The organism is Mesorhizobium sp. B3-1-9 (assembly GCF_006439595.1).
GTDB lineage: Bacteria > Pseudomonadota > Alphaproteobacteria > Rhizobiales > Rhizobiaceae > Mesorhizobium.
This window is the reverse complement of the sequence record NZ_VFTJ01000006.1, coordinates 320,264-339,478: the sequence shown is the minus strand read 5'-3', so window position 1 is coordinate 339,478 and position 19,215 is coordinate 320,264. Positions and strand designations below refer to the sequence as shown.

Below are 19,215 nucleotides of genomic sequence, written 5' to 3'. Positions count from 1 at the left end.
TGCAGCCCACAGGTGAAATTCCGTCTAGGGCTTTGTTTTGAAGCATTTCTGAACGGAAAACCGCGAAGCACTTTTCCTGGAATTGCTCTAATCCTGGCAGTACCGCGGGATATGCACCCGCCGCCAGCTTGTAGAACCTTCCCGCACCACCACTCGGCGCGTCACCGTCCCGTATGAAGGCGGGATTTCCCGGATGCGGACTTGCTGCGGCCGCACCAGCACTTCGTGGGCAACCGCTTCATATTCCGCCGGCTGAACGACGCGCCGGACGCGCTCCGGCTGGACCACGACCGTTTCGGCGACGCGCGCATAGCGGGCCTTGCGCCATACCTTGCACAGCACCTTGCGGCCGTGGATGACGCGCCACTCCCAGGCATAACCGCCATCGTCGACCTTGAAAGTGTGGTAGACCGTGCGTGTCACCGCCGGGACGGTCTCATAGGTGACGCGCGCCGGCGCGATCTGGTCCACGCTTTGGTAGGTGCCGTAGATCGGCGCGTCGTAATCGACGACCTGTCCGCCGGGGCTCACCATCACATCCTCGTAAACGGTGTCGTAGAGCGCCGGCCTGTGGATCGGCTCATAGCATTCGAGCGCGCGGCCGCCGGCGGCGGTTTCAGAGACGGTGGCAAGCATCGCGACTGCCGCCAGCGATGCGGAGCTTTTGCGGATCATGACATTCCCCCGTTGAAAAAGGACGCCTTCACAACGCAGGACTGTAGCGGAAGCTCCGGGGGCGGACAGCGATTTCAAGGCTTTTCGTTAAGCGGCGCGGTTAAGGAATTGCTACCTTGCGAATGGCTTTGGTCGTCAACCTCGACCGGACCCACCTCACGGGGGCAAGCCGCCCGTGCTTTGCGGGCTTGCCGCGCTTTACTCGACTTGACCAGATGGCTAGGAGAGGCGGCCTTGCGCTAGGGTGAGCCGACATCCTATTTAGGTCGTAACCAATCCAGAACGATTCCGCGCGATTGCTGATATACCGAGGCGCCGGAATCCATCTCCAACAAGGGTAGTCCATGAAGAACCCCGTTGAAACCTACATGAACCTCGTTCCGATGGTGGTCGAGCAGACCAATCGCGGCGAGCGTGCCTATGACATTTTCTCGCGCCTCTTGAAGGAACGCATCATCTTCATCACCGGTCCGGTCGAGGACGGGATGGCGACGCTGGTTTGTGCACAGCTTTTGTTCCTCGAGGCGGAAAACCCCAAGAAGGAAATAAACCTCTATATCAACTCGCCGGGCGGCGTCGTCACCTCGGGCATGGCGATCTACGACACCATGCAGTTCATCAAGCCGGCGGTGTCGACGCTCTGCATCGGCCAGGCCGCGTCGATGGGTTCGCTGCTCCTGACCGCCGGCCACAAGGACATGCGTTTTGCCACGCCGAACGCCCGGATCATGGTCCATCAGCCGTCCGGCGGCTTCCAGGGCCAGGCTTCGGACATCGAACGTCATGCGCAGGACATCATCAAGCTGAAGCGCCGCTTGAACGAGGTCTATGTCAAGCACACCGGCAAGAGCTATGACGAGATCGAGAAGACGCTCGACCGCGACCATTTCATGACCGCGGACGAGGCCAAGGACTTCGGTCTGATCGACAAGGTCATTTCCAGCCGCGAAGCCGTCGAGACAGCCACGGCTTCCGCCTGAGCATCGACGGCAAATGGCAGCGTAACGCGGTTTTGGCGCGTCTTGCGGCATTTCGGCCACATTTGGCTGTTCCCACAGGCGTTGGGATTGCCTACGTTAAGGCTATGTTGATTTTCGACGGCTTAGCTTTGCGTGGGGTTGCTGCGAATCATTGCCGCGTTTTCTGATTTGTGTTTCGTACGGAATGCGCTGTGTGAGCCGGGACACTGGCGGTGGCGGATTCCCGCGATAGATTGGTGAGACGTCACTCAAAGCCAGACCACCGGCGGGCGTTGGTGAAAGGACAGAAAAATGAGCAAGGTCAGCAACGGCGGCGGTGATTCAAAGAACACGCTTTACTGCTCGTTTTGCGGCAAGAGCCAGCACGAAGTCCGCAAGCTGATCGCCGGGCCGACGGTCTTCATCTGCGACGAGTGCGTCGAACTGTGCATGGACATCATCCGCGAGGAGAACAAGACCTCGATGGTGAAGTCGCGCGAAGGCGTGCCGACACCGCAGGAAATCCTCAAGGTCCTCGACGACTACGTCATCGGCCAGCCCTACGCCAAGCGCGTGCTGTCGGTGGCGGTTCACAACCACTACAAGCGCCTGGCGCATGCCGGCAAGAGCAACGACGTCGAGTTGGCCAAGTCGAACATCCTGCTGATCGGTCCGACCGGCTGCGGCAAGACGCTGTTGGCGCAGACGCTCGCCCGCATCATCGACGTGCCGTTCACCATGGCCGACGCCACGACACTGACCGAGGCCGGCTACGTCGGCGAGGACGTCGAGAACATCATCCTGAAGCTGTTGCAGTCGGCCGACTACAATGTTGAGCGGGCGCAGCGCGGCATCGTCTATATCGACGAAATCGACAAGATCTCGCGCAAGTCGGACAATCCCTCGATCACCCGCGACGTGTCGGGCGAGGGCGTGCAGCAGGCGCTCTTGAAGATCATGGAAGGCACGGTGGCTTCCGTGCCGCCGCAGGGCGGCCGCAAGCATCCGCAGCAGGAATTCCTGCAGGTCGATACCGCCAACATCCTGTTCATCTGCGGCGGCGCCTTCGCGGGTCTCGACAAGATCATCTCGGACCGCGGCCGCAAGACCTCGATCGGCTTCGGCGCGACCGTCGCCTCGCCCGAGGATCGGCGCACCGGCGACCTGTTCCGCCAGGTCGAACCGGAAGATCTGCTGAAATTCGGCCTGATCCCGGAATTCGTCGGCCGCCTGCCGGTCCTGGCGACGCTGGAAGACCTCGACGAGCCGGCGCTGATCCAGATCCTGACCGAGCCGAAGAACGCACTGGTCAAGCAGTATCAGCGGCTGTTCGAGATGGAGAATGTCGACCTGACCTTCCACGAGAACGCGCTGTCGGCGATCGCCAAGCGCGCCATCGAGCGCAAGACCGGTGCCCGCGGCCTGCGCTCCATCATGGAAGCGATCCTGCTCGACACGATGTTCGAGCTTCCGGCGCTGGAAGGCGTGCGCGAAGTGGTGATCTCGGAAGAGGTGGTGTCCGGCAACGCCCGGCCGCTCTACATCTATTCCGAGCAGAAGGAAAAGAAGGGCAATGTCAGCGCCTGAAATGGCGTTTGACCCCATAATTTTCATGGAACGGCGCCCGCGTGGCGCCGTTTTGCTGTGAAAGGCGGGAAGGCATGCGATGGAACAGGTCGAGTGACCGTGTTAACCCTTGATCTTTGCCTCGGCTGCATCCACCTAACAGCAGAAGGCCGAGGCGCCGAATTCTGTGCTGTAAAACTCCCGTCACAAACGGTGGTAGGCGGAACGACACTCGGTCGTTAATATGAGATTCGCGGTTGGCTAAAATAGCGGCCGCGACATGAAAGGTTGGACAATGGCCAAGATATCCAAGGCTTCCGGCGACGGCGTTTTCGCAGTCCTCCCACTGCGCGATATCGTCGTGTTCCCGCATATGATCGTTCCGCTCTTCGTGGGCCGTGAAAAGTCGATCAAGGCGCTGGAAGAGGTGATGGGTCAGGAAAAGCAGATCCTGCTCGCCACCCAGATGAATGCAGCCGACGACGATCCTGAGCCCGATGCGATTTTCGACATCGGCACGCTCGCCAATGTGCTGCAGCTCTTGAAGCTGCCCGACGGCACCGTGAAGGTTCTGGTCGAGGGCGCCTCGCGCGCCAAGATCGTCTCGTTCACCGACCGCGCCGATTTCCACGAAGCCCGCGCTACCGCGCTCGCCGAACCGGAAGAGGAAGAGGTCGAGATCGAGGCGCTTGCCCGCTCGGTCGTCACCGACTTCGAGAATTACGTCAAGCTGAACAAGAAGATCTCGCCCGAAGTGGTGGGCGCCGCCAGCCAGATCGACGACTATTCCAAGCTCGCCGATACGGTTGCCTCGCATCTCGCCATCAAGATCCCCGAGAAGCAGGAGATGCTCGCAACACTTTCCGTCAAGGAGCGCCTGGAGAAGGCGATGGGCTTCATGGAAGCCGAAATCTCCGTGCTCCAGGTGGAAAAGCGCATCCGTTCGCGCGTCAAGCGCCAGATGGAGAAGACGCAGCGCGAGTACTACCTCAACGAGCAGATGAAGGCGATCCAGAAGGAGCTCGGCGAGGGCGAGGACGGCCGCGACGAAGCCGCCGAGATCGAGGCGCGCATCAAGAAGACCAAGCTCTCCAAGGAGGCCCGCGAAAAGGCGGAAGCCGAATTGAAGAAGCTGCGCTCGATGTCGCCGATGTCGGCTGAATCGACGGTCGTGCGCAACTATCTCGACTGGCTGCTGTCGATCCCGTGGGGCAAGAATTCCAAGGTCAAGCAGGACCTGGCCTTCGCCCAGAACGTCCTCGACACCGATCATTTCGGCCTCGACAAGGTCAAGGAGCGCATCGTCGAGTATCTGGCCGTGCAGAGCCGGCAGAAGAAGCTGAAGGGGCCGATCCTGTGCCTCGTCGGTCCGCCCGGCGTCGGCAAGACCTCGCTCGGCAAGTCGATCGCCAAGGCCACCGGCCGCGAGTTCATCCGCATGGCGCTCGGCGGCGTGCGTGACGAGGCCGAGATCCGCGGTCACCGGCGGACCTATATCGGCTCGATGCCCGGCAAGGTCATCCAGTCGATGAAGAAGGCCAAGAAGTCCAACCCGCTCTTCCTGCTCGACGAGATCGACAAGATGGGCCAGGACTTCCGCGGCGATCCGTCTTCGGCCCTGCTCGAGGTGCTCGATCCCGAGCAGAACTCGACGTTCATGGATCATTACCTCGAGGTCGAATACGACCTGTCGAGCGTGATGTTCGTGACGACGGCGAACACGCTGAACATCCCTGCGCCCCTGATGGACCGCATGGAGATCATCCGTATCGCCGGCTACACCGAGGACGAGAAGATCGAAATCGCCAAGCGGCACCTGATGCCCAAGGTGATCCGCGACCATGCCCTGCAGCCGAACGAATTCTCGGTGGGCGAGGACGCGATCCGCGGCATCATCCAGACCTACACGCGGGAAGCCGGCGTGCGCAGCCTGGAGCGCGAGCTGATGAAGCTCGGGCGCAAGGCGGTGACCGAGATCCTGCGGACGAAGAAGAAGACGGTGAAGATCACGGCGGACAACCTCGCCGACTATCTCGGCGTGCCGCGCTTCCGCTTCGGTCAGGTCGAGGCGGACGATCAGGTCGGCGTGGTCACGGGTCTTGCCTGGACGGAAGTCGGCGGCGAGCTGCTGACGGTCGAAGGCGTCATGATGCCCGGCAAGGGCCGCATGACGGTGACCGGCAATCTGCGCGACGTGATGAAGGAATCGATCTCGGCGGCGGCATCCTATGTCCGCTCCCGCGCTATTGATTTCGGCATCGAGCCGCCGCTGTTCGACAAGCGCGACATCCACGTCCACTTGCCGGAAGGCGCGACTCCGAAGGATGGCCCGTCCGCCGGTGCCGCGATGGCCACGGCCATCGTGTCGGTGCTGACGGGTATCCCGGTGCGGGCCGATGTGGCGATGACCGGCGAGATCACGCTGCGCGGCCGTATCCTGCCGATCGGCGGCCTGAAGGAGAAGCTGCTCGCGGCACTGCGCGGCGGCATCAAGAAGGTCCTGATCCCGGAAGAGAACGTCAAGGACCTGGCGGACATTCCGGACAATGTGAAGAACGGCATGGAGATCGTCCCGGTCTCGCGGGTCGGCGAGGTGCTCGCGCATGCGCTGACCAGGATGCCGGAGCCGATCGAGTGGGTCGAGCCGGTCAATGCGCCCGCTCCGGTCGACAGCGGCGACGATGCCGGAAAGTCGCTTGCTCATTAGTATTTGCTAACATTGCAGCGCACAAAGAGAGAGCCGGGCCTTGAGCCCGGCTCTTTCATGTGAAAAAGCCATGAAAAAATGGAAAAAAGCCCGGAATTCCGCGGTTTTCGGCTTGGGTTCCGGAGCGCTTCTTTCTAAAGTCCGTTTCCTGCCGGATGAGTCGTAAGTTCCGGTTTTCTCATGGAAGGGAATTTTTATGAACAAGAACGAACTGGTGTCCGCCGTCGCCGACTCCGCAAGCATTTCGAAGGCTGATGCGCAGTCAGCCGTCGATGCGGTGTTCTCCGTGATCACTGGCGAACTGAAGAAGGGCGGCGATGTCCGGCTTGTCGGCTTCGGAAATTTCACCGTGTCAAAACGCGCTGCTTCGACCGGCCGCAACCCGCAGACCGGCGCGGAAGTGAAGATTCCGGCCCGCACCGTGCCGAAGTTCTCGGCTGGCAAGGGCCTCAAGGACGCGGTCAACTAAGACCTTTTCTTTTAAGAGCAGAAAAGCCGGGCTTGCCCGGCTTTTCTTTTTTCGGCTGTTCGCAGCGGCTCAGGCAGTCGGCGCGTCGGCGCGCATCAGGCCTTCCTGTTTCAAATCCACCCAGAGCGCCGCAGGTATTTTGGTGTTGAGCAGCGCCCGGTTGCTTTCGACCTCGGCTGGCCGCTGGCCCCCGGGGATTACCGACATCACCGAAGGATGCTGCAGCGGGAACTGCAGGGCCGCCTCGATCAGGCGCACGTCGTGGCGCTTGCAGACGGCTTCGATGCGCGCCACGCGATCCAGGATCTCCTTCGGCGCCTCGCTGTAATTGTAGAAGGCTCCGAGCTTCGGTCCGGTCGCAAGCACGCCGGAATTGTAGGGGCCGCCCAGCACGATACCGATGCCGCGCTTCTGGCAAAGCGGCAGGAAGGATTGCAGCGCCTCCTGCTCGAGCAGCGTGTAACGGCCGGCGAGCAGGAACAGGTCGAAGTCGCCGCGTTCGGCGAGGGTTTGAGCGACCTGCCACTCGTTGATGCCGCCACCGAAGGCCTTGATGACGCCCTGGTCGCGCAGCGAAAGCAGCCCGTAATAGCCCGACGACATGAACTCCTCGATGCGGGCGTCGGAGGCCTCCTTGCTGCCATGGGTGAAGACGTCGACGTCGTGGACGAAGAGGATGTCGATGCGGTCGACGCCCAGACGCTCCAGCGAGGCCTCGAAGGAACGCATGACGCCGTCATAGCTGTAGTCGTAGACTTCCCGGCGCGACGGCGTGTCGAAGAACTTGCCGATGCCGGTGCGCTGGTCAGGCGCAGAGACGCGCATGATGCGGCCGACCTTGCTCGACAAGACATAGTCGTCGCGCTTCCTGCCGCGCAGGAACGGGTTGAGGCGGGTTTCAGACAGGCCAAGGCCGTAGAGCGGGGCCGTATCATAGTAGCGGCATCCGGTCGCCCATGCCGCCTGCAGGGTGGCGTTGGCGTCCTCGTCGGAGATGGCGCGGTAGAGATTGCCGAGCGGCGCCGTGCCGAAACCGAGCTCGGTGAAGGTGATGCCGCCATTGCCGATGCGGTCGAAATGCCGTGTCTTCATGTCTGACGATGTCCCGGAGCGATTTGTCTGACTTGACACTATCACGCTCGTGGCCCAGCAAAAGTGCCGAGGCTCGTTGGACAGCGATTTTCGCGGTGGTAGCATAAACAAAACAAGCCTTTCGCGGCAGCACATCACAAAGCCAAGCGATACCTCCGCAGGCAGGGTGAGCCATCATGACCAAAGCCGGATCAGGTATGTTCGCGACCGCGCTGAATGAGCTTGGCGCGGTGCTGGCGCGCACGGATGAAGCCCAAATCGACGCCGCCTGCGCAATGCTTGCCGGCGCCGGCAGGATCGCCGTCCATGGCTGCGGCCGCGAGGCGCTGCAGGTCAAGGGCTTCGCCATGCGGCTCTACCATCTCGGCCTGTCGGTCTCGGTCGTCGGCGACATGACCACGCCGCCATTGGGGCAGGGCGATGTCTTCCTGGCGAGTTCAGGGCCGGGCGAGACCACCACGGTGCTGACCTTGATGCGGGTTGCCCGCGCGGCTGGGGCAAAGGTGCTGCTCTTGACCGCAGAACCGGAAGGCAGCGCCGCGAAGTTTGCCGACTTCACGCTGCTCATCCCGCGCAGACGATGGCCAGCGATCAGGGCGCCGCCCGAACCTCGGTGCTGCCGATGGGCTCGCTGTTCGAAGGCGCATTGTTCCTTTTGTTCGAAATCATGGTGCTGAAGCTCAAGGCGCTGACCGGGGCGACACCGGAAGCGATGCGCGCCAGGCACACCAATATGGAGTAGGGGATGCGCTACGAGCTGATGCTGCCGCACCAGATCCGCAAGGCGATCGAGGAGAACTGGCCGGTCGTTCTGCCGCTCGGCGTGCTCGAATACCATGGCGAGCACATGGCAGTCGGCATGGACACGCTGGCCGTCATCAAGACGGTGGAACTGATCGAGCAGGAGAGGGACATCGTCATTTTGCCGCCCTTCTACTACGGCGCGGCAAGCTATGCGGTGGCTCCGCCGGAAGGCAGCGGCTCGGTGCAGGTCGGCGGTCCGGCGCTTTCGCCTTTCGCGGAGGAATTGTTCTACGGCCTGCTGCGCATCGGCTTCCGCAACATCCACGCCATCATCCATCATCAGACCGAGAATTTCGCGGCCGGCATGCCGACCGATCTCGCCTTCAAGACCGCCGGCCGGCAGGCGATCTTTCGCTTCCTCGAAAAGGAGCGCGGCGAGGGCTGGTGGGGCTCGAACACCATGGCCGACTACTATGCCGGCCACGCCCAGGGCGAGAATGTCTTCAACTGGGTGCAGGTGCATCCGCTGATGCCAGCCGCGATGAACGGCAAATACCCGTTCGACCATGCCGGCATCGGCGAGACATCGCTGATGCTAGCCCTATGCCCGGAGGCGGTGGACGAGAAGCATTTCGCCGACAACACCGGCTGGTACACTAAAGGCGCCGCGGAAGCCTCCGCGGGTCTCGGCAAGATCGGCGTCGCCATGATCCTCGACCATTTGCGGTCGATCCTGCAGGCCTAGCTCTCCCTTCTCCCACAAGGGGTCACAAGGGGAGAAGGGGAAGGCGCCTATTTCACCGAGCCGGCCGTCATGCCCATGATCAGATAGCGCTCGAGCGCGATGCCGATGATCGCCAGCGGCGTGATCGCGGCCGTGGCCAAGGCCGCCATCGACCACCAGTTGATGCCTTGCGAGCCGGTCTGGCTCGCCACCATGACGGGGATTGTCTTGGCGTCCGTCGACGTCAGAAGGGCGGCGAAGAAATACTCGTTCCAACACAGCACCATCGCCAGGATGAATGCGGCGACCATGCCGGGCAGGGCGATCGGCATGACGATGCGGAAGAAGGCGCCCCAGATCGACAGTCCGTCGACCAAAGCGGCCTCCTCCAATTCGACGGGAATAGAGTTGAACTGGTCGCGCATGATCCAGATGACGATCGGCAGCACCATCAGCGTGTAGAGGAGCACAAGCCCAATGCGCGTATCGAGGAGGGCGACTTCGCGGTAGAGCACCAGGAAGGGGAGCGCCAGCACGACCGGCGGCAGGATCAGTTGCGACAGGAAGAAGAAAGAGATGTCCTCGTTCTTGAACCAGGCGAATTTGTAGCGATAGCGGGTGAGGCCATAAGCGGCGAGGCTGCCGATGATGATGGCGAGGCCCGATGCCCCGACAGAGGTGATGACGGAATTCATGAACCGTTTCAGAAATTCGTCGCGCACGGTCGATGTCTGGAAGATCGAATCCGGCGACAGGCCGAGCGAGCGCCAGCCTTTCCAGTCCGGCTGGAAGTCGACGAAGGGAATGAGATGCCCTTGCGTGACGTCGACCGCCGATTTGAACGAGGTGGTGATCGTCCAGTAGATCGGGAACAGACAGACGAAAGCCCAGAAGATAAGCGCGCCATAGATGAAGACGCGGCTGGCGATGAAGGCCGCCGGCGAGCGGATTTCGGAAACGGTGTAGTCGGTGGTCTGGACGCTCATGACGGCCGCTCAGTTGACGTTGCGCACGAAGCGACTGGCGAATTTCAGCAGCCAGGTCACGAACACGACGATGATGATGAGATAGGCCATGGCCAGCATGGTGCCGTAGCCGACATTCGAGCGGTCCCGATATTCGCGATAGATGAAGCTCGACACGGAATCGGTGGCGCCGCCGGGGCCGCCGGAGGTCAAGGTGATGATGATGTCGGCGAGCTTCAGCTTGAAGATGATGCGCAGGATCACGGCCGTCACCGACACCGGCAGCATCAGCGGGAAGGTGACCTGCCAGAAGGTCTGCCATGCGGTTGCGCCGTCGACGCGGGCGGCTTCCAGAACCTCGCGCGACATCGCCTGCAGGCCGGCAAGCAGCATGATCATCATGAACGGGATGAAGGTCCAGGCGTCGAGCATCATGATCGAGATGCGGGCGGTGATCGGATCGGAGAAGAAGGCGGGATTGTCCCAGCCGAGATGGCGCGCCAGCGTCGCCGCCGGTCCGAACCGGTATTCCATCAGCGACTTGCCGACCATCCAGGACACCGCGACCGGCGACAGCATCAGCGGCAAAAGGAAGACGACGCGGAAGAATTTGCGGGCGCGGATCTGCGCGTTGAGCAGCAGCGCCAGGCCGAAGGCGATGACATATTCGACCAGCACCGCGAGCACGTAGAGCACCATGTTGAACAGCGCATTGCGGTAGTAGGGATCGGCCAGCATCTGCCAGAAATTGTCGAGGCCGTTGAACCTGCGTCCGGTAAACGAGCTGAGGTTCCAGTCGGTGAGCGCGATGTAGAAGCCGAACAGGGTCGGGAAGATCACCATGGCGATGGTGAAGAGCAGCGCCGGCAAAAGGAACAGCGCGCGCTGCCCGTCCTCGCCACGCGTCAGCACCTGCCAGGCGCCGAGCGCTGCGCCCCACAAGATGTAAGCGTAGATCACCGGTCGCCAGGTGTCGAAACCGACCGTGGACATTTCGGTCTTGTAGAGGACCTGCACGATGATGATCGCCAGCAGGCCAAGCGTCGCGAGGGCCAGCAGGCCCCAGCCGAGGCGCTTGCGGCCTGCCGGGATCAGATCGGCCGGATTCGCCGGCCACGCATTCGCGGTCGAAATCTGCTCAGCCACGCCTCTCGCCTTCTAGAGCGCTTCACCGTTTCACGGAAACGGTGAACCGCTCTATCTCTTTGTTTTTACGCAATTCCGGACGGAAAACCGCTCACACTTTTCCTGGAATTGCTCTAACGCATCAAACCGGCCAAGCCGGTAAAGACGCGGCCCGGTGACGATGTGCCACCGGGCCGCGACGTCTCACAAGCCAGCCTACATGCCGAGCGAGGCTTTGTAGAGCTTGACCTGGTTTTCGCGGCCGATCTGGTCGGTCAGCTTTTCCCAGGCCGCGGCGATGGCGTCGGCGCCTTCCTGTGCCTTCATCTTGCCGGCGAAGGTGTTGGCCAGAATGTCCTCGGCGGCGGAGTAGTACTGGAAGATGCCGGGGATGCGCGGCTCGATCGCGGCGTTCGGGTGGTTGTAGGAATCGCCTTCCGACTTGAGATAGGAGGTGATGAAGGCCTCGTCGTAACCGGCCGCCACCCATTCCGGAATGTTGAAATGGGAGTTGCGGTAGGGCTGGAAGCCCGACGGATACATCGCCGTCCAGATCGACAGGTCCTTGCCGCCGAGATGCGCGGCGGCCGACCATGCCGCCTTCTTCTTCTTTTCGTCCTTGTCGACGCGGGCCATGACATAGACGCCCCAGCCGAGATAGGCGCAGTTCGGCGCATAGTTCGGGCCGCTGGCAAGCTTGTCCCACTTGCCGGTCTTGGAGTTGTAGACGTCGTCGGAGCCCGGCAGGATCGAGAAGCCGGTGACGTCGCCGATGACCGAGGAGTCATTGGTCTTGACGTTCGAGCCGACGTCGCCCCACCAGGGGATCATCGAGCCGGTGCCAGCCAGGAACTGCTGGAAGGCCGTGGTGTTGGGATCCGCGTTGATCTGGTCGGCGGGCTCGGACGGCAGGGCGTCGATCACGTCCTGGATGGCGCGCACCCAGGCTGGATTGTTGATGCGCGGCTTCATGGTGTCGGCATCGAACAGCCAGGCCTTGTCGTCGGGATGCTTGGCGTAGGCGGTGGCGCGGCTGCCGAGGAAGTAGAAGCCGAAACCGCCCCAGGGCTTGGGCGCGTCGAGATAGCCATAAACGTCCTGGCCCTTGAATTTCTTGCCCTTGAGGAACTTGGTGACGGCCTGCACTTCCTGCCAGGTCTTCGGCACCCCCCATTCGGTGGTGGCGCCGCTGTCCTTCCACTGCTTGGCGAGATCGGCATCGGCGAACACGTCGGTGCGGTAGTTGAAGTTGTGCGTGTCGCCGTCGATGGTCACGCGATACTGCTTGCCGTCCCAGGTGCCGACCGGCGGCTTCAGGTAGTTGACGAGGTCGTCGAAGTCGATCTGCTTCTTGACCCAGTCGGGCATCTCGGAGGTGAGGCCCTTGCCGCAGACATCGCCTTCGAAGGGCGCACCCATCTCGATGATGTCGAAATCGACGGTGCCGGTGGCGATCGACTGCTGCAGGCGGGCGTTGTAGTCGGCCTGGGCGAGGTCGATCCAGCTGATCTTGGCGCCCGTATAGGCCTCCCATGGCTTCAGGAAGCCGCGGAACAGCACATTGTGCAGGTTCTGGTTGTTGAGGCCCATGAAGGTCAGCTCGACACCGGCGAACTCGCCTTCCTTGACATTGGCCTTGGTCGCTTCGAGGCAGAGCTCGCCGACCTTCTGGAAGTCGGCGTCAGTGGGCTGGCCCTTGCCGACGCCCGGGATCTGCAGGATCTTCTTGCGCAGGTCGTCATCGGCAGCGGCCGGCCTCGTCAGCGCGCCGAGCCCGGCGCCGGAGGCGGCGGCGATCGCGGCCATGCTGGCCGCGCCCTTCAGCAGATCGCGGCGGTTCGCTCCGGCGCGCATCAGTTTTTCATACAGATCGACTCTCATCTACAGGTTCCTCCCAGAACAACAGCCATTGAATTGAAGTGCCAATCTCTCGGACGTCGAAACGTCTCTCGGTTCTCCTCGATCATACCGGACGTGGGACCCCACCCTGCGTCGCCGGAGCTCCGATTTCAGGGTAACAGGCCTGCTCTCGGATTGGCACTCGCCACTATTCGCGTAATCGATTACCTTGTCAACAAGATTGGCTTTTTATCTATAAGATACCGACTTGCCGTCGCCGTTGGCAATGGCTAGCTTCACCGCAAACGATAAAGGGGAGACGATGGCTCAAGTCGCGATCAGCAGTGTGGCCAAGGCGTTCGGAACCGTCAAGGTCCTGCATGAGGTCAGCGTCGATATTGCCGACGGACAGTTCGTCGTTCTGGTCGGTCCGTCAGGATGCGGCAAGTCCACGCTTTTGAGGATGGTGGCCGGGCTGGAGACCGTTTCCGGCGGTACGATTTCGATCGGCGACCGCGTCGTCAACAACCTGCCGCCGGCGAAGCGCGACATCGCCATGGTGTTCCAGAACTATGCGCTCTATCCGCACAAGACGGTGGAGCAGAACATGGCCTTCGCGCTGAAGCTGCGCGGCACCGATCCGGCCGTCGTCGCCGAACGCGTCAAGCGCGCCGCCGACATCCTCGACCTCGCGCCCTACCTCAAGCGCTACCCGCGCCAGCTTTCCGGCGGCCAGCGCCAGCGCGTCGCCATGGGCCGCGCCATCGTGCGCAATCCGCAGGTGTTCCTGTTCGACGAGCCGCTTTCCAACCTCGACGCCAAGCTGCGCGTGCAGATGCGCACCGAGATCAAGGAGCTGCACCAGCGGCTGAAGACGACCACCATCTACGTCACCCATGACCAGATCGAGGCCATGACCATGGCCGACAAGATCGTCGTGATGCGCGACGGCCGCATCGAGCAGGTCGGCGCCCCGCTTGAGCTGTTCGATCGGCCGGCGAACCTTTTCGTCGCCGGCTTCATCGGCTCGCCTTCGATGAACCTGCTCAAGGGCACCGTGAAGAAGGCTGAGAAGCCGGTCGTCGAGATCGCGGGCACGGCATTCCCGATGCCGTCGGGAGTTGCTGCCGAGGATGGCCAGCCCGTTATCTACGGCGTGCGGCCGGAGCATCTGGAGATCCATCCGGACGGCGTCGCATCCACCGTCTCGGTGGTCGAACCGACAGGCTCCGAGACGCTGGCCTTCGTGCGCTTCGGCGAGGGCGAGATGGTGGCGCTGTTTCGCGAGCGCCACGACTTCAAGCCTGGCGACACGCTCAAGCTCAAGCCGCGTCTCGACCAGGTCCACCTCTTCGACGCCGGGACCGGCAAGCGTCTCTGACCGCACACAACCCTTCAAGAGGAAACCATGCTCAAAGGGATCAATCCGCTGCTCAATGCAGATGTGCTCCAGGCACTGCGGGCGATGGGCCATGGCGACGACCTGATCATCGCCGACACCAATTTCCCGTCCGATTCGGTGGCGCGGCAAACCGTGCTCGGCAAGCTGTTGCGCATCGATGCGACGGCGGCCGAAGTGGTGAAGGCGGTGCTGTCGGTCTTGCCGCTGGATACTTTCGTCAACGATGCGGCGGCGCGCATGGAGATCGTCGGCAAGCCGAACGAAATCCCGCCGGTGCAGAGGGAGGTGCAGAAGGAGATCGACGCGGCCGAGGGCAAGCCCTGGCCGATGATCTCGATCGAGCGCTATGCCTTCTACGAGCGCTCCAAGAAAGCCTATTGCGTGATCCAGACCGGTGAGCGCCGCTTCTATGGCTGCTTTGCCTTCCGCAAGGGCGTCGTGCCGCCGGATGCGGAGTAAGGACATGGCCACCGGCAAGCCTGTTGTCATGAAGCCCGTTGTGATCCTGGGTGTGTTCGTCGCCGATACCGCCTATCGCGCCGACCGCCAGCCGCGCCTGGGCGAGACGATCCTCGGCAATTCCTTCAAGCTCGGCCCGGGCGGCAAGGGATCGAACCAGGCCGTGGCCGCCGGCAAGCTCGGCGCCGACATCACCTTCCTGACGCGCCTCGGCGTCGATGCTTTCGCCGACATGGCCAAGCAGACCTGGAAGGATGCGGGCGTGAAAAGCGCCGTCATCGACACGCCGGACAGCTATACGGGCGCTGCCTACATCTTCGTCGAGGAAGGCAGCGGCAACAACGCCATCATCGTCAGCCCGGGCGCTGCAATGCTGATTTCCCCGGCCGACATCGAAGCGCATGCCGAACTCATCCGGTCCGCCGGCGTTTTCGTCACCCAACTCGAACAGCCGATCGACGCGGCATTGAAGGCGCTGCAGATCGCGCGTGGAGCAGGGGTGACGACCATCCTCAATCCCGCGCCGGCCGCCAGCCTGCCCGACCGCATCTACGCGTTCTGCGACTATGTCACGCCCAACGAGACCGAAGCCGAAGGACTGACCGGCATCAAGGTTTCGTCGATCGACGACGCCCGCCGCGCCGCCGACGCTCTGCTGGCCAAGGGTGTCGGCGCCGTCATCGTGACGCTCGGCGAGAAGGGTGCCTTGCTGCACACCAAGGAACGATCCGAGCATGTCGGCGCGGTCAATGCCGGCCCGGTGGTCGAGACCACGGGGGCAGGTGACGCGTTCAATGGCGGCTTGGCCGCGGCCCTGGCAAAAGGCGTCGAGCCGCTGGAGGCCATCCGCTTTGCCTGCGCGGTCGCCGGCATTTCGGTGACGCGCCCCGGCACTGCGCCGTCCATGCCGACCCTCAAAGAGGTCGAAGCGCTGCTCGCTAGGGCCTGAGACCTTCCGCGGTCCATTTTTCGCGGCTTTGTTAGAGGCCGCTTATTCCGGAACGCTACTGAGGCGAGCGCGTTCATCGTCCTGTCGGCGGCGCCGATTTGGAACGGTAGGATGAAAAAGCCTTACGAAAAGCCCACGCTGGTGAAGCGTCAGAAGCTCACCGAACGGACGGCCCAGATTATCGCGTCCGGGGTTGTCCTGGGCGAATGATTTTCCAAGGACAGCGCTACAGAATCCTGCTGGTCAGTTCCAGCATCGTCGTTGCACCTTGCTCGCTGCCGGGCATATGCACGACGCGCAGCACCCGCAGGTCCCTGCTCGATCCTTCGACCGGCATCGACACGCTTTCGCCCACCCGCGGCAATTCCTGGAAGGCGAGCTCGTCGACATCCGTCTCGTCGTCGATGGAAATCCGGCATCTCACAGCCATCTTTATCTCCCGTTTTTTCGCCCGTGGGCTGAACGGGACAAGGTTGGAATGGTTCCGAGAAAGACCTCAGCTGGCGAAGCTGTCGCGATATTCGCGCGGCGTAAGCCCTTTCAACGCCTTGAATTGACGGCCGAAATTGGCCAGTGAGCGATAGCCGACAAGCTCGGCGATGTAGGCAATCGGCTTGTCTTCTTCTGTGAGAAGGGCGCAGGCTTCGCCGATGCGCAGCCGTGTCACATACTCGACCAGGGTCAAGCGCGTGTGCCGCGTGAACATGCGGTGAAAGCCTGACGGGCTGAGCGCGGCGAGGCGGGCGAGACGGTCGATGCTCAGATCGTCGGTGTAGTGCGCGTGCAGATAGTCCAGCACGCGATCTATGCGCGATCCGCTCGAGGCGATGGGCGAGGGCGAGCGGGACGGCGCAGTCAGTGGCTCGGCCTCGTCATCCCCGGCAAGCGTCAGCAGGACCGAAATGAGGTCGAGCAGCCGCTCCGCGGGCGGCTTGTCGAAGATTGCTTCGATACGCGCCCTGACGCGCCCGGTCGCGCCTTGCGAGAATTTCAGCCCGCGCGCCGATCTTTCCAGCAGGCCGCCGACCGGTCGCAGCTCCGTCAGGAGCCCGGTCAATCCACGTGCCCATTCGGGCCGGAACCAGATGACCATGACCAGATGCGGCCTGCTCACGTCGATCTTGTCCGAAGAAGACCAGGTGTGCGGCAGGTTCGGGCCGAGCAGCACGAGATCGCCATCGTCATAGTTGCCGACATGGTCGCCGACGAAGCGGCGCCCGCGCGAGTTCAGGGTGAACGTCAATTCATACTCCGGATGATGGTGCCATTCGAAGGGAATGGTCGGGTCGCGCGGGACCCTTACCATCGACCATGAGGCGTCATCGGCGATTGTGACTTTCTCAAGATACGGCTTCATGGCGTGCCACTAAGGAATTTGCCTCGAACGGCATAGAAAGAATGATGGACGCCAGAATAGTATCATTGAGGGCCTGTCAGGGACAACATGCAGGTCCGCCGTTCGGTTAGCCTCGTGTTCGACAAGACAAGATCGAGGAGGAAATCGATGGCCCACGCGAAGGACATCACCAAGGACGATCACCCGACGTCCAGCCGGGTAACGACCCAATTGTCCAGGATCAAGAAAATGCTTCCGCTGCGCGTGCTTTCAGATGAGGATTTCGCCCACTGGCAAAAGCGGGGCTTCGTGATCGTGCGCAATGCCGTGCCGCAGGCAAATGTCGAGCGCCTCAAGGCGTTGCTTTGGCAATTCGAGGAAAAGGACCCCAGCGATCCGGCGACCTGGGACGTCACCCAGCGGCGCGACTATGCCCTGAAGGAAATCAACAACGCCGGCATGGTCGAGATCTACAACCACCAGTTCCTGTGGGACAATCGCATGGCGCGCCGCGTCTACGACGCCTTTGTCGACATCTGGGACATGGAGGATCTGTGGGTCGCGATCGACCGCGCCAACCTCAACACCCCCAACAAGGGCAGACGCGCATCCCCTGGTTTCATCCACTGGGACGCCGACACCTCGCTCGAGCCCAAGCCGATCTCGGTCCAGGGTGTGCTTTCGCTGGTTCACCAGGACGGCGGTGATATCGGCGGTTTCCAATGTGTGCCCTATCTGTTCGAGCATTTCGATGAATGGGTCAAAACCCAACCAGCCGGCCGCGATCCGCACCACCCGGACATGAGGGGGATCGAGGACAGGATCGAGAAGCTCGAACTTTTCCCGGGCGACCTGATGATCTTCAATTCGCTCCTGGCGCATGGCGTGGCGCCGAACACGTCCGACGGCAGGGTGAGGATGGCGCAGTACATCTCCATGTTCCCGGCCGATGAGGGCAATCTCGGCGAGCGCGAGGCGCGGATCCGATCCTGGCGCGAGCGCGAGGCGCCGCGGCGCGCCGGCTTTGCGGGCGATCCGCGCGGGTGGGAGAAGAGAAACGCCGAGACGGCAAAGCTGACGCCGCTCGGCGAAAGGTTGCTGGGGCTGGTCAGCTGGAACGGATGATGGCGTTTTTAGGGGTCCGCTCCTCCACCATGCAGCACCGCAGGAGCAATCAATTCTCGGGAAGCGGCGACGGCTTGTCACTCAGGGTCCGCAGGTAAGCAATCAGGTTTGCTCGCTGGTTCTCGTCCCGCAGGCCCGGGAAAATCATGTCTGTTCCAGGCAATGCGAATGCCGGGTTTGAGATGAAGGAATTGAGATCTTCAAAGGTCCATGTGCCGCCCGCTTCCTTTAGAGCCGATGAATACGGGACATCGCCTTGTGAAGCTTTTGGTCGCCCTACAACGCCCCAAAGATTGACCCGTTTGGGAACCTTGAGGCCCGGCGCTGAAAGATGACAGACCCCGCATGTTTGGTCGAAAATCCCCTTGCCCGATTCAACGTTTGCCGATGCAAGTCGCGCCGAAATCGGCGCAATGGCCGGTCGTCCGGCGCCGTGATCCCGCAAGTAGGCGACGACGTCTTCGTGACCACCGAGCTTGGCCAGGTGTATGGGTGGATTTCCATTTGATGTCAGCGCGTTGACGTCTGCTCCAGCGTCCACGAGATGGATTACGCAACGAAGACAGCCTTTCTCGGCAGCCACGTGCAGCGGGGATTGCGATTTCGCCACCTGATTTGGGTCGGCTCCGTTATCCAGTAACAGCTTCACGATGTCTGGGTAGCCACCATTGTTGGCAGCGTAGAGGGGCGTTCTTTGCCAGCTGACGGGCATGTTAACGTCCGCCCCACGATCTATCAGAAGCTTTGCTATTTCGACATTCCCGCCCTCACAGGCGATATAGAGCGCCGTAACACCGTCAACTTCGTTGACGGCGGCGCCTTTGTCCAAGGCAGAAGCCACCCTCGCGGTGTCGCCGTGTCTGACAAGGTCACCCAAGCTGCTTGCTTGGACGGGCAGGGTAAAAAGCCAAAGAAACCACGAAGCCCATATTATCCACATGCTTGGACTGGTCATCGCATCCTCCGTGATGAGTTTTGCGCCCCTCCAACTGCGAGACAGCATCAATCGGCAGTGCCAGCATTGGCTGGCGTGCAATCACGCGGCCGACCCACTGCTGGGAAAAGCGCGGAAGGTTGGC

The 19,215-nt window shown here is 62.0% G+C and carries 18 protein-coding genes and 1 pseudogene; 11 read left to right on the top strand and 8 right to left on the bottom strand.

All coding sequences use genetic code 11. From position 1 onward, the window contains the following. Positions 1-87: 87 nt before the first annotated feature. Positions 88-675: a hypothetical protein gene (locus FJW07_RS14310; RefSeq protein WP_140857108.1), complete on the bottom strand. Its 588-nt coding sequence runs from the start codon at positions 673-675 to the stop codon at positions 88-90. A gap of 344 nt (positions 676-1,019) precedes the next feature. Here FJW07_RS14310 and clpP point away from each other — a divergent pair, with 344 nt between their 5' ends. The 4 genes from clpP (at position 1,020) to hupB (ending at position 6,376) form a co-directional block, all read left to right on the top strand. Then, entirely contained in the window at positions 1,020-1,655 is a 636-nt protein-coding gene (gene clpP / locus FJW07_RS14305) for an ATP-dependent Clp endopeptidase proteolytic subunit ClpP (protein WP_140646123.1), read from the top strand. A 291-nt stretch (positions 1,656-1,946) separates the two neighbouring features. After that, positions 1,947-3,221 carry an ATP-dependent Clp protease ATP-binding subunit ClpX gene (gene clpX, locus FJW07_RS14300; RefSeq protein WP_140646122.1) on the top strand — a complete coding sequence of 425 codons (1,275 nt, stop codon included), beginning with the start codon at positions 1,947-1,949 and terminating at the stop codon, positions 3,219-3,221. A gap of 274 nt (positions 3,222-3,495) precedes the next feature. Continuing rightward, positions 3,496-5,907, top strand: coding sequence for an endopeptidase La (lon, locus tag FJW07_RS14295; RefSeq protein WP_140646121.1), 2,412 nt, complete (start codon positions 3,496-3,498; stop codon positions 5,905-5,907). A 196-nt stretch (positions 5,908-6,103) separates the two neighbouring features. Continuing rightward, positions 6,104-6,376: a DNA-binding protein HupB gene (gene hupB / locus FJW07_RS14290; protein WP_027166452.1), complete on the top strand. Its 273-nt coding sequence runs from the start codon at positions 6,104-6,106 to the stop codon at positions 6,374-6,376. Between the two features lie 69 nt (positions 6,377-6,445). Here hupB and FJW07_RS14285 read toward each other — a convergent pair whose 3' ends face one another. Continuing rightward, positions 6,446-7,468: an aldo/keto reductase gene (locus tag FJW07_RS14285; protein WP_140857107.1), complete on the bottom strand. Its 1,023-nt coding sequence runs from the start codon at positions 7,466-7,468 to the stop codon at positions 6,446-6,448. Between the two features lie 176 nt (positions 7,469-7,644). Between FJW07_RS14285 and FJW07_RS14280 the strand changes: the two are divergent. Further along, a pseudogene (locus FJW07_RS14280) lies at positions 7,645-8,210 on the top strand (SIS domain-containing protein). 3 nt (positions 8,211-8,213) lie between these two features. After that, a complete protein-coding gene (locus FJW07_RS14275) occupies positions 8,214-8,957 on the top strand; it encodes a creatininase family protein (RefSeq protein WP_140709720.1) in 744 nt (247 codons plus the stop codon). Positions 8,958-9,004: 47 nt separating this feature from the next. Here FJW07_RS14275 and FJW07_RS14270 read toward each other — a convergent pair whose 3' ends face one another. The 3 genes from FJW07_RS14270 to FJW07_RS14260 all read right to left on the bottom strand — a co-directional run bounded on the left by FJW07_RS14270 (position 9,005) and on the right by FJW07_RS14260 (position 12,907). Continuing rightward, entirely contained in the window at positions 9,005-9,922 is a 918-nt protein-coding gene (locus FJW07_RS14270; RefSeq protein WP_140857105.1) for a carbohydrate ABC transporter permease, read from the bottom strand. Between the two features lie 9 nt (positions 9,923-9,931). After that, positions 9,932-11,047, bottom strand: coding sequence for a sugar ABC transporter permease (locus FJW07_RS14265; RefSeq protein ID WP_140646116.1), 1,116 nt, complete (start codon positions 11,045-11,047; stop codon positions 9,932-9,934). A gap of 195 nt (positions 11,048-11,242) precedes the next feature. Next, entirely contained in the window at positions 11,243-12,907 is a 1,665-nt protein-coding gene (locus tag FJW07_RS14260) for a sugar ABC transporter substrate-binding protein (RefSeq protein WP_140647812.1), read from the bottom strand. A gap of 280 nt (positions 12,908-13,187) precedes the next feature. Between FJW07_RS14260 and ugpC the strand changes: the two genes are divergently transcribed. From ugpC to FJW07_RS31910, 4 genes are all read left to right on the top strand, one after another. Next, the gene (gene ugpC / locus FJW07_RS14255; RefSeq protein WP_140783276.1) at positions 13,188-14,246 is read left to right on the top strand and encodes a sn-glycerol-3-phosphate ABC transporter ATP-binding protein UgpC; all 1,059 of its coding nucleotides are present in this window, start codon (positions 13,188-13,190) and stop codon (positions 14,244-14,246) included. Between the two features lie 27 nt (positions 14,247-14,273). Beyond that, on the top strand, positions 14,274-14,726 hold the full coding sequence (locus FJW07_RS14250) for an RbsD/FucU family protein (RefSeq protein WP_140783277.1): 453 nt from the start codon (positions 14,274-14,276) through the stop codon (positions 14,724-14,726). 4 nt (positions 14,727-14,730) lie between these two features. Then, positions 14,731-15,675 carry a ribokinase gene (rbsK, locus tag FJW07_RS14245; RefSeq protein WP_140783278.1) on the top strand — a complete coding sequence of 315 codons (945 nt, stop codon included), beginning with the start codon at positions 14,731-14,733 and terminating at the stop codon, positions 15,673-15,675. Positions 15,676-15,786: 111 nt separating this feature from the next. Continuing rightward, on the top strand, positions 15,787-15,885 hold the full coding sequence (locus FJW07_RS31910) for a putative RiPP precursor (RefSeq protein ID WP_210239401.1): 99 nt from the start codon (positions 15,787-15,789) through the stop codon (positions 15,883-15,885). Between the two features lie 16 nt (positions 15,886-15,901). On the opposite strand, the gene FJW07_RS14240 is transcribed toward FJW07_RS31910, so the two are convergent. Next, entirely contained in the window at positions 15,902-16,105 is a 204-nt protein-coding gene (locus tag FJW07_RS14240) for a hypothetical protein (RefSeq protein ID WP_140783279.1), read from the bottom strand. Positions 16,106-16,171: 66 nt separating this feature from the next. Then, on the bottom strand, positions 16,172-17,032 hold the full coding sequence (locus tag FJW07_RS14235) for an AraC family transcriptional regulator (RefSeq protein ID WP_140783280.1): 861 nt from the start codon (positions 17,030-17,032) through the stop codon (positions 16,172-16,174). Positions 17,033-17,179: 147 nt separating this feature from the next. Between FJW07_RS14235 and FJW07_RS14230 the strand changes: the two genes are divergently transcribed. Beyond that, a complete protein-coding gene (locus FJW07_RS14230; RefSeq protein WP_140857103.1) occupies positions 17,180-18,136 on the top strand; it encodes a phytanoyl-CoA dioxygenase family protein in 957 nt (318 codons plus the stop codon). Positions 18,137-18,185: 49 nt separating this feature from the next. Here the strand turns inward: FJW07_RS14230 and FJW07_RS14225 are convergent, their stop codons facing one another. Next, positions 18,186-19,091 (bottom strand): ankyrin repeat domain-containing protein, encoded by a 906-nt coding sequence (locus tag FJW07_RS14225; RefSeq protein WP_181167124.1) that lies wholly within the window; start codon positions 19,089-19,091, stop codon positions 18,186-18,188. Positions 19,092-19,215 lie beyond the last annotated feature (124 nt).